This window comes from Streptomyces sp. ISL-98 (genome assembly GCF_018614055.1).
In the GTDB taxonomy this organism is placed as follows: Bacteria; Actinomycetota; Actinomycetes; order Streptomycetales; family Streptomycetaceae; genus Streptomyces; species Streptomyces spiramyceticus.
On the sequence record NZ_JAGGPB010000010.1, the window covers coordinates 1 to 9,835 of the forward strand.

General features: G+C 68.4%; 5 protein-coding genes and 5 pseudogenes. 6 read left to right on the forward strand and 4 right to left on the reverse strand.

Annotated elements, in window-relative coordinates:
• Positions 1–167 precede the first annotated feature (167 nt).
• Entirely contained in the window at positions 168–3,236 is a 3,069-nt protein-coding gene (fxsT, locus tag J7I98_RS08410; protein ID WP_214919981.1) for an FxSxx-COOH system tetratricopeptide repeat protein, read from the reverse strand.
• Between the two features lie 233 nt (positions 3,237–3,469).
• Between fxsT and J7I98_RS08415 the strand changes: the two are divergent.
• From J7I98_RS08415 to J7I98_RS08425, 3 pseudogenes are all read left to right on the forward strand, one after another.
• A pseudogene (locus J7I98_RS08415) lies at positions 3,470–3,766 on the forward strand (IS701 family transposase); the annotation flags it as partial.
• A pseudogene (locus J7I98_RS08420) lies at positions 3,765–3,953 on the forward strand (IS5/IS1182 family transposase); the annotation flags it as partial. The pseudogenes J7I98_RS08415 and J7I98_RS08420, both read left to right, overlap by 2 nt.
• 120 nt (positions 3,954–4,073) lie before the next feature.
• Positions 4,074–4,239 (forward strand): annotated as a pseudogene (locus J7I98_RS08425) (IS1380 family transposase); the annotation flags it as partial.
• 50 nt (positions 4,240–4,289) lie between these two features.
• On the opposite strand, the gene J7I98_RS08430 reads toward J7I98_RS08425, so the two are convergent.
• A complete protein-coding gene (locus J7I98_RS08430) occupies positions 4,290–5,528 on the reverse strand; it encodes a PP2C family protein-serine/threonine phosphatase (RefSeq protein WP_214919982.1) in 1,239 nt (412 codons plus the stop codon).
• A gap of 209 nt (positions 5,529–5,737) precedes the next feature.
• On the opposite strand from J7I98_RS08430, the gene J7I98_RS08435 reads away from it, so the two are divergent.
• Together J7I98_RS08435 and J7I98_RS08440 are read left to right on the forward strand one after the other, a co-directional pair.
• On the forward strand, positions 5,738–5,944 hold the full coding sequence (locus J7I98_RS08435; RefSeq protein ID WP_214919983.1) for a hypothetical protein: 207 nt from the start codon (positions 5,738–5,740) through the stop codon (positions 5,942–5,944).
• A 178-nt stretch (positions 5,945–6,122) separates the two neighbouring features.
• Positions 6,123–6,635: pseudogene (locus J7I98_RS08440) on the forward strand (transposase); the annotation flags it as partial.
• A 66-nt stretch (positions 6,636–6,701) separates the two neighbouring features.
• Here the strand turns inward: J7I98_RS08440 and tnpB are convergent.
• Together tnpB and J7I98_RS08450 are read right to left on the reverse strand one after the other, a co-directional pair.
• Positions 6,702–8,153 (reverse strand): IS607 family element RNA-guided endonuclease TnpB, encoded by a 1,452-nt coding sequence (tnpB, locus tag J7I98_RS08445; RefSeq protein WP_214919984.1) that lies wholly within the window; start codon positions 8,151–8,153, stop codon positions 6,702–6,704.
• The gene (locus J7I98_RS08450; RefSeq protein WP_214919985.1) at positions 8,150–8,725 is read right to left on the reverse strand and encodes an IS607 family transposase; all 576 of its coding nucleotides are present in this window, start codon (positions 8,723–8,725) and stop codon (positions 8,150–8,152) included. Before J7I98_RS08450 ends, tnpB begins: the two co-directional genes overlap by 4 nt.
• Positions 8,726–8,781: 56 nt before the next feature.
• On the opposite strand from J7I98_RS08450, the pseudogene J7I98_RS08455 reads away from it, so the two are divergent.
• Positions 8,782–9,645, forward strand: a pseudogene (locus J7I98_RS08455) (IS1380 family transposase); the annotation flags it as partial.
• Positions 9,646–9,835: the final 190 nt, after the last annotated feature.

Below are 9,835 nucleotides of genomic sequence, written 5' to 3' on the forward strand. Positions count from 1 at the left end.
GAGGTTATCGGCAAGCGCAGGGGTAGAGGGCGGCAATCCAGCCGCGTACGGCGCGCTCAGCCGGCTGGTGCTCTGGTCAGTCAGGCCGAGTCAGTCGTGTCCGCGGGGACACATCGGTGCAGCCGACGGGACTGCCCCGGTACAGGACGGAGCGCGGCCCCCCGCTGCTACGGGGCGATCTCCTGCCGCACACGTTCCGCCCGCTCGAGGTCGGGGTGCCCCTCTGCGTAGCGTGCCGCATAGATGGAAACCGCCCTGTCGATGTCTGCCACGGCGCCTTCCTGGTCTCCCGCGGCACGCCGGGTCAGGGAGCGCTCGACCGCCGCATCGGCCCCATACGGGTGCTCGCTGCCCATGCACCGCTCGAACATGGCGACGGCCCGGCTCAGCACCGACTCCGACTCCTCGTAGCGGCCCTGGTCGCGCAGTAGCGCACCCAGCTTCGTCAGACTGCCCGCCACATCCGGGTGGTCCTGGAACTCCTCCTCCCGCACCGCGACAACCCGCCGCAGCAGTCCGTAGGCCTCCTCCAGGCGTCCCGAGCGACGCAGGACCTCGGCAAGATGACTGTCGACGTCGATCACGTCACGGTGGTTCTCCCCGTAGTCGGCTCCGTAGTCGGCGATCAGCAGGGTGCGCGCAGTGCGCAGCTCCTGCTCCGCCACGTCGAGATCGTCCAGTTCCCGGCTGATGATGCCGAGATGCTTGTGGCAGGTGGCCATGTCGATGGCCGGCGTGCCGGGCATCGCCGAACGAACCTCGAGCGCCTCACGGTAGGCATCGGCGGCCTCCCGGAGACGGCCGCGCCGCCACAGTGCGTCGCCGTAGGTCGCCCACGCCTCCGCGACGAGAGGATGCCGCTCGCCGTCCGACTGCCGCAGGTGCTCCAGCACCTCACCGGCGAGGTGCTCGGCCTCCTCGAACGCGGTCAACTCCCTTAGGACGCGGCTCAGATGGAGTCGTAGTCGGCCCACGAAGTGCTCCTGCTCGCCGAGTTCGCCGACCGCCGCCGCGATGGCCTGCTCCGTAACCCGGCGCGCATCCGCCAGTTCTGCCTGGTGGTAGTAGACGCGGCCGAGCGCGGCGAGCACCATGGCGCTCGCCAGCCGGTCGGGTTCCGCCCGCGACGACTCCACATCGAGGGCCTGTTCCAGCAGCCCCCTTGCCGGACCGTGTTCACCCCGCAGGTGCAGATAGCGTCCCGCACGCAGCAGCAGGGATCCCAGCACGGCCGGGCAGCGCTCCCGCAGCAGCGGGTAGTGCGCCGCGCGGGACTCGGCGAGCTCCAGAACGTGGGGCATGATGCGCCGGCACGTCACCCAGGACGCCGGACTCAGGGGCTCCATGGGGAACGCCGCGCTCACCAGCATCAGCGCCGAGCAGACCGCCCAGCGCTGCTCCTCGGGACCGGTCATCCGGCTGAGCACATACTCCTGGGCCAGGCGGTGGATGGTGATGCGGTCCTCCGTGGCGTCGACCAGCGACAGCCTGACCAGGACTGCCACCGCGCGGTCGTACTCGGCGCGCGTGGCGGGTAACCCCTCTCGCTCCTCACCCAGGACGCCGATGTGACCGGGAATCAGGTCTCTCGGAATGTCGTCGGGCGCCAGAAAGGAGAAGACGGAGAGCAGTGCCCGCACATGCGGGTTTTCGTCGTTCGCTTGGTCGAAGCTGACGTTCCAGGAAGTGGCCATGGCCGAGGCATACCAATCCGTGTCGGCTGCTGATGACGTGTGGCGCGGTCCCTCACCCAGAAGGGCTCGGTAGCCGGCCAGGGACGCACGGCGCTCCTCCACGTAGGCGCCGACGTACTCCAGGGCAAAGGGAAGACCGCCGAGCCGGGCGGTGACGTCCCGCGCGGCGTCGCGATCGGACTCCCGAGTGCGTTTGAGGAGAAAGGCCTCTCCGTCGTCCAGATCGAAGGCCTTGAGGGGCACCCGGGTCACGCCCAGAGATCCCCAGTTGGGGTTGCGCGAGGTGATCAATACGTCGCCGTTCGACGCCCGGGGCCAGATCGTGGAGACATCCGGGGGCTGTTCGACATTGTCGTAGACAAGGAGCCAACGGCTCCGCCCGCGCAGAGCGGTCCAGAGGCGGGAGAGCATCACTGTCAGGTCGGGGACCTCCTCCGCCCCGAGCGCCCGGGCGAGTTCGGAGAGCTGGCCACTCAGCGACACCTGACGCTCGGCGTTGACCCACCACACCACGTCGTAGTGGCTGGCGAAGCGATGTCCGAACTCCAACGCCGTCTGCGTCTTGCCGACGCCCGGCAGACCCACAAGACCACCGGCGTCGGGACGGGGCCCGCCGTCGTCGGAGAGCAGGCACCGCGACAAGGTGGCCAGGGCTGCGTCACGGTCCGTGAAGTGAGGATTACGCGGCGGAAAATTGGTGATGACCGCACCCCACGCGGGATAGCTGAGCCCGGCGGCAAGGAGTGCCACATCCGTCACCGCGCCCCCGGGCCGCAGCCCCAACCGGTGAAGTCGCGTCACCAGCGTGGACGCGGCCACATCCGGTTCCCCGGACGACAGGTCCAGACAGGCGTCGTGGGGCAGCGCCTCCAGCGGATTCAAAGTCCCCGTCTGCCCTTCGCCCCACAGATCGAGCGATCCATAGCGGATCCAGCCGATCGGCTCGCCCTCCTCATGAGCGGCGTCCAGCTGGTTCAGCCAGTCGGCGTAGCGGGAGTGATCCTGGGGCGGGATCTCGGGGAGCAGGATCAGGGCACTGTCGGCGCCGTCAAGGAGCTGCTGTGCGGCTTGCTCCAGGCCTTCGTCCTGCGGCGGCAGCCCGCCCCGTCGCAGGACGGTGAATCCCGCGCGGACCAGCACCGTCGCCGTCCAGTCCGCCCAGGTCCGCTCCCCCGGCGGGTAGCAGAGGGCTACAGTCTGCTGCGCCGGCGGAACGCCTTGGACGCCGTGCGGATCGTCGGCGCGACCGGGGTCCGCTGCGCCACCGTCGGTCACGGCGGCCGCACCGAGATAGGTGATGCAGGCTGTCAGACCTGTCGCGACCACCTGGGACAGGGACGGGCTTCCGGCGAATCCCTCACCGACGCTGGCGTAGGAGGCGACGGCACCGCCAAGCGCGATGACCAAGGGCATCGCGAAGCGGACCACCCGGTTACGCGCGTCCGCATGCGATCGCGGAGTGACGGTGTCACCCCCGGGCGGCGCCAAGGGCGCGGACGCGGGGTCGAGGTCATCGGCACCGGGGTCGGGGAGGACGGACATCAGATCGGCCGGCCTTCCGTGGAGCCGATGACGGCAGAGCGCATGCTCACCCCTCGCGTTGCTCAACTACCGCCGAGCTTATGCGATTTGGCCTTCTGCCGCACCGCGCGCCCCGGGCGCGACCTCGCCACCGCCCACATGCCGGGCTGATTGGCGCTCCAGGTCGAGCTGGTCATCTGTCGCCTTCACGCAGGAGCTCGGCGAGATCGGGCAGCTGCGGCCAGCTCCGCGCGCATCCCGTCCACGATCTGTTCACCGGACTTGCGCGGCAGAAGTGGAAGCACCGTTCCTGCGGGAAGGGCGCCCACGGCCTGCGCGTGTTCGACTGGGCACGAGTGGAGGTGCGGCCCTGGCACCGGCCGGACCGCCGGCACTGGGTGATCGCCCGCCGCAGCGTCATCCGTCCGCAGGAGATCTCCTACTACATCGCCTACTGCCCCGCCGGCACCACTCTCGATGAACTGATCCGTGTCGCGGGCAGCCGGTGGGCCATCGAGGAATGCTTCCAGACCGCGAAACAGGAATGCGGACAGCGAAGCCCTGAAGCCCATGGTCGAGGGTCACCAAACGAGACACGACCCCCACCGCGGCCGTCACTTCAAGCTCAACGCCTGCATGCCGACAAGGCGTACGACATCCCCCACCTGCGGAAATGGCTCCGCGGCAAGCGCATCGGCGTCCGCCCGCAAGGGCATCGAGTCCAGCGAGCGATTAGGCTTCGCGCTTTCACGAGTGGGCCGTCCAAGCTGTGATCAAAAAGGCGAGAAGCGCCTCTGACCTGGGACGATTGGACTTGTCTAGGGTCCTGGCCGTCCTCAAGGAAGCTGCACTCCTCAGGTGAAGAAGCGTATCGGGTCGTACCCGTCTGTTCGCGTGCGGGGCGGTGGCCGGGGGGTGGTCTCCCAGGCCGGTGCGGTTCTACGCGGCGCTGGCGCCGTGGCGCAAGGACCGTGCGGTGCACGATCCCGGCAAGGTCCTGCTGGATATCGCACTGTCGGTCGCGTAACTAAACGTATCCGCCGCGTGCCGTGAGCTGTCGAGAGGCCGCGCAGGTTATAGGCGGATGACGACGAGGGCGATGTCGTCGGCGGCGCCCCCTGCGGTGCCGAGGCGGGCCAGCAGCGCGTCGGCCAGCTGGTCTGGGGCGAGGGTGCTGTCCTGGGCCAGGGCTGTGGTCAAGCGTGCCAGGCTGGCGTCGATGTCCTCATCGCGGCGTTCGATGAGGCCGTCGGTGTACATCACGAGGGTGTCCCCACGGGTGTAGGACAGGCCGGCCTGGGGGCGGGGGACATGGTGGAGGCGGGCGCCGAGCGGCGGATCGGTCGCTTGGTCCAGCAGTTCACAGGTCCCGTCGTAGTGAAGCAGGACGGGCGGTGGGTGTCCGGCGTTGCTGTAGATGATCAGTCTGCTGCGGGTGTCGATGAGGACCTTGACCGCGGTTGCGGCCGTCGCGCCGTCCAGGGAGCGGGCGTACAGACCGAGGACTTCCAGGGCCTGGGCGGGACTGGGAGTGGCACGGATGACTGCGCTCAGGGCGCTGCGGAGCATGCCCATGACGGCGGCGGCGTGCAGGCCGTGGCCGACAACGTCTCCGACCGCCGCGGCGTAGCGGTCGGGTGGCAGGTCGACGACGTCGTACCAGTCGCCGCACACGTTTAGTGATGTGGCCGCCGGCAGGTAGCGCACGGCGATGTTGTCGGTGTGGTGGTCCAGGTCGGGGGCGGAGAGCATGGCTTCCTGCAGGGTGACGGCGACCTGCCGTTCACGGGCGTGGGCCTGGTGCAGTTCCTGGTTCAGCCGGTGCAGTTCGCCGGCCCGCGCGTACAGCTCGGCTGCCATGCCTTTCTCCCGCTCGGTGAACTCCTCGGTGAGCTGGCGTGCCCGGCGTGAGTGGACGAAGGCGGTGACGTCCTCGGCCCGTTGGACGATCCACTTCACCTTGCCGTCTGGCCCGAGAATTGGGGTGTGGATCTCGGACCACCATCGCTCCTCGAACCCGCCTGGCTCGTCGAGGGCGGGGATGTCGTACCGCTGCAGCACCAAGGTTTCCGGTTTCCCGGTGTCCAGGACCCGGCGCAGTGACGCCCTCAGGTGTTGTTGTGTGTCGTCGGGGGTGCCGGAACGTTCCGGCAGGGCGTCGAAGAAGTACTTCCCGATCAGCTGGTCTCTGGCCCGGCCGGTGGCCTGCAGATATGCCGTGTTGACGTAGCAAATCACCAGGTCCGTGTCCAGCATGAGGTACGGGCTTGGTGTTGCGTCGAAGAACGCCGTGAAATCACTGTCCGCTGTCATCACACGCTCTCCGTGGCCTGTGAGCGCGACTGCCTGCACTTCTAATCTACGCGCGATCCAGCGGCCGGGCTCAGGAGAGGATCAAGACGCGGGCAGGCCGAGGGCTGGCCCGCGGGGGAGTCTCTGCCCGCCCGGCTGATGTGGGGACCGCACACGCCGACCGACCAAGCGGCCGTCCTCCATGAGGGGTTCTGTCGGTGGAGACCGGCGTGCGCATGCTCCAGGACGCTGGCTACCCCATCGAGGACGCGCAACAGGAGATCGAACGCATCGAGGCGCGGGCGTTCGAGGCCGCCGCCCGGCTCGCCGACGCCACGGGCGACAACGCGGCCGTTCGGGCCTACCTCGGACTTCCCGAGGCCGACATCGACATCCCCGACGTGCCTCTCGTTGAGCGGAGCGACCAGGCAGCCTGAGGTGGCTGTCCGGGCTCAGTGCTGAGCCTCTTCTTCCTGGTGCTCCCGCCCACCTAGCCTCGGGCATACACGTGGTGGGGCGTCGGGTACGTGATCGGAAACGCAAAGAGTGCTCCTGACCTGCAACGATGGGACTTGTCTAGGGTCCAGGTCGTCGCATGAAAGAAGCACTCTTCAAGTGAAGAAGCGTATCGGGTTCTATCCGCGTGTCCGAGTCGAGGGTGGCGGGAGCGGGGTGGTCTCGCAGGCCGGTGGGGTGCTGCTGGTCGAGACTGCCCGCAAGGCCGGTCTGGATGCTGCGATGTCGGCGGCGTTGGCTCGGTGGCGGCGTCCTCGGGCGGTGCATGATCCGGGCAAGGTGCTGCTGGATGTGGCCCTGGCGGTTGCGCTCGGTGGGGACTGTCTGGCTGATGTCGGGATGCTGCGGGCCGAGCGGGCCGTGTTCGGGCCGGTGGCCTCCGACCCGACCGTCTCCCGACTCATCGACACCCTCGCCGCGGCCGGACCGAACGCTCTCACCGCGATCCAAGCCGCCCGGGCCGAGGTCCGCGAACATGTCTGGAAGCTGGCCGGGGCGTCGTCGCCGGACGCCGCAGGTCAGGTGATCGTGGACCTGGACGGAGTGCTGGTCCTGGCCCACTCCGACAAGCAGGACGCCGCGGCAACCTGGAAGAAGACTTACGGACACCACCGTTGCTTTGACTCTCAGGGAATCTCAGCAATCCCGGCCTTTCGGCCAGGAAGGTCCGTAACGGTGTCACCAAAGCCCGAGTTGGGCGGTGGTGTCCTGTTGACGGTCTCCCGTTTCTGTCCCGCGTTGTGCGGGGATTTCGCCACCTGGCCGCCCCGTCCCGGCCTTGCGGCTGGGTCGGGTAGCGCGGTTCCTCTGGTCGGCTCCACGGGGTATCGGCGCTCGCGCGCCCTGGTCTGCGGCCACTCCGGTACCAGTCATGCAGGTTGCCGCGAGGGCGGCGAGGTTGCGTGCGGCGTTCTCGTCCCGGTCCATGACCAGGGGGCAGGCGTCGCAGGCGAAGACTCGGACGTGCAGCGGCAGTTTGGCTTTCACTGTTCCGCAGCCCGAGCAGGTTTTCGAGGAGGGATACCAGCGGTTGGCGACTACCGAGCGGCAGCCGTTGCGCTGGGTCTTGTAGGCGATCTGACGGCGGATCTCCCCGAACCCGGCATCAGCGACCCTCCGCGCGAGGCGCCGGTTCTTGAGCATTCCGGCGACGTTGAGGTCTTCGACCACGACGGTGCCGTACTCGCTGGTGATCGTGGTGGTGAGCTTGTGCAGGGCGTCGGCGCGCAGGTTGGTCACGCGGTGGTGGACCTTGTTGCGCTCGGCGTTGGCCTTGATCCACCGGGCGGAGGGCTTCTGTCCGGTGCGCCGGTCAGGACCCCGCCGGCGAGAGACACGGCGAGAGAACCGCTTGAGCGTCTTGAGGGCGGTGTCGTAATGCTTCGGGTTCGGGATGTACCGGATCTCGCCGAGGCTGTCGGCCATGACCGCGAGGGTCTTCACCCCGAGGTCGACGCCGACCGTCACATCCGGCCGTGCGACGCGCTGGATCTCGCGCTTGACCTCGACCTGGAACGAGACGAACCAGCGGCCCCGCTCGTGGCGGACTGTCGCGGACAGGACCCGGGCCGCGCCCGCAGCGATACAGCGCTCAAGCTTGCGGGTGGACTCGTGTGTGCGGATCGTGCCCAGCCGGGGCAGGGTGACGTGCCAGCGGTCGGCCTCGACGCGGATTGTTCCGGTGGTGAACCGGCACGCCAACCTCGTCTTGTGCTTGGACTTGAAGCGGGGCATCCCCACGCGCTTGCCCTTGCGCTTGCCGTTCTTCGACTTCGCGTAGTTGTCGAATGCGGCGGCAGCGTTCGCGAGACCGGTGGAGTACGCCTCTTTGCTGTTCTCCGACCACCAGGCGGCAAACCTGGGGTCGGTGTGCTTGGTCCCGTTGAACGCCTTACGGAGCGCGGGCAGCGACCACGGCCGCCAGTCCGTCATATCCGCTTCGGCAACGCCGTAGGACTCTTCGGCCTTGCGCTGCCACCACGACGCCGACACCCAGCCCACAGCCCAGTTGTAGGCAGCACGAGCCCCGCCGCAATGCGAGCGGAGTGCAGCATCCTGGCCACTATTGGGGTCGAGCGCGAAGCGGTACGCCTGCACCACGAACCCGGGCTGCGCCTGGAACTTCTTCACGCCGGGTCCTCCCCGGCCGCCGCCGCCATCGCGCGGGCCGCACGGTTCTTCGCAGCACGCTTCCCGTACAGACGCGCGCACATCGACGTGAGTACGTCGGTGATATCGCGGACCAGGTCATCGGTGCTCTCCTCGGGATCGAGGATCACCAGCTCCCGGCCGGTCGCGGACAGCGCGGCTTGCAGGTGCTCGACTCCGAAGCGCGCGAGCCGGTCCTTGTGCTCCACAACGATCACACGGGCAGCCGGGTCGGCCAGAACACGGTGCAGCTTGCGCCGCTTCCCGTTCAGCCCGGACCCGATCTCGGTGACGACCTCCGCCACGGCCAGACCGCGAGCAGTCGCCCCGGTGACGGTCCTCGCCACCTGCCGGTCAAGGTCGGCTTTCTGGTCCGCCGAGGACACACGGCAGTACGCCACCACACGGCCGGCCTCGGTCTGCTCCGGCTCGATGACCAGCCACGAACCAGACGGGGTCTGGACGACAGGGACCGGCATCTTGCCGTCCTTCGCCCATTCCCATGCGGTCTGGTAATGCACACCAGCCCGCTTCGCCCACTCCGAAAGCTTCACACGATCACGATAAACCATAAGAGGAACTGAGATTTACCTATGCATCAGATGATGCCCCCCTTATGGGCTTCGTCGACCACGGACGCGGCGGCACTGGAGAGCCGGTGGCAGCCCTGCTGCGGCCCGGGAACGCCGGCTCCAACACCGCCGCCGACCACATCACCGCCACCCAAATCGCCCTGGTCCAGCTCCCGAAGCGACACCGGCGAGGCCGTTCCACTTTGATCCGCACCGACTCCGGCGGTGGCACCCACGAGTTCGTGGCCTGGCTCGCGAAGCGCGGGAGGTGGCTGTCGTACTCGGTCGACATGACCATCACCGACGCCATCCATCAGGCCGTCCTGAAGATCCCCGCCTCCGCCTGGACGCCCGTCGTCGAACCGGGCGGTGAGATCCGGCACGGCGCCTGGGTGGCAGAGCTGGACGGCGACTGCCTCAAGGACTGGCCGAAGGGGATGCGACTGATCGTCCGCAAGGAACGCCCGCACCCCGGCGCACAGTTGCGTTTCACCGACGCCGACGGACTGCGGCTCACCGCGTTCGCCACCAACACCACCAACACCCCGATCCCCGCACTCGAACTGCGGCACCGCCAGCGAGCCCGGGCAGAGGACCGCATCCGCAACGCGCGCGCCACCGGCCTGCGGAACCTGCCCCTGCACGAGACAGCTCAGAACCGGATCTGGCTGGAGATCGTCCAGCTCGCGCTCGACCTGCTGGCCTGGCTGCCCATGCTCGCCCTGACCGGCAAACCGAGGCTATGGGAGCCCCGCCGTCTGCGGCTGCGACTGTTCTCCGCCGCGGCCCAACTGGTCACCACCGCACGCCGCCGGCACCTGAGATTCACACGCCACTGGCCCTGGACCGACGTCATCACCAACGCGATCCGGCGGCTCGACGCCCTCCCGAACCCTGGCTGACGAACAGCGACCACCCGTCCCAACGAGTAGCACCACCACCCACCACCGGAGCCGTGGAACCCGGCGCCCACCCGACGCGACAGCCGGGCCATCGGCCTACCCGCCACCGACCCGACAAACATAAACGGGCCACCGGAGAATCCGACGACCCGTCACGAAAGATCGAGGTTAGCCTCAATACCAGTGACTT

Excerpts from the sequence above, each read along its gene's own strand:
- fxsT (WP_214919981.1), bottom strand. The coding sequence starts at position 3,236 with ATGTCCGTCCTCCCCGACCCCGGTGCCGATGACCTCGACCCCGCGTCC.
- J7I98_RS08430 (WP_214919982.1), bottom strand. The coding sequence starts at position 5,528 with ATGACAGCGGACAGTGATTTCACGGCGTTCTTCGACGCAACACCAAGC.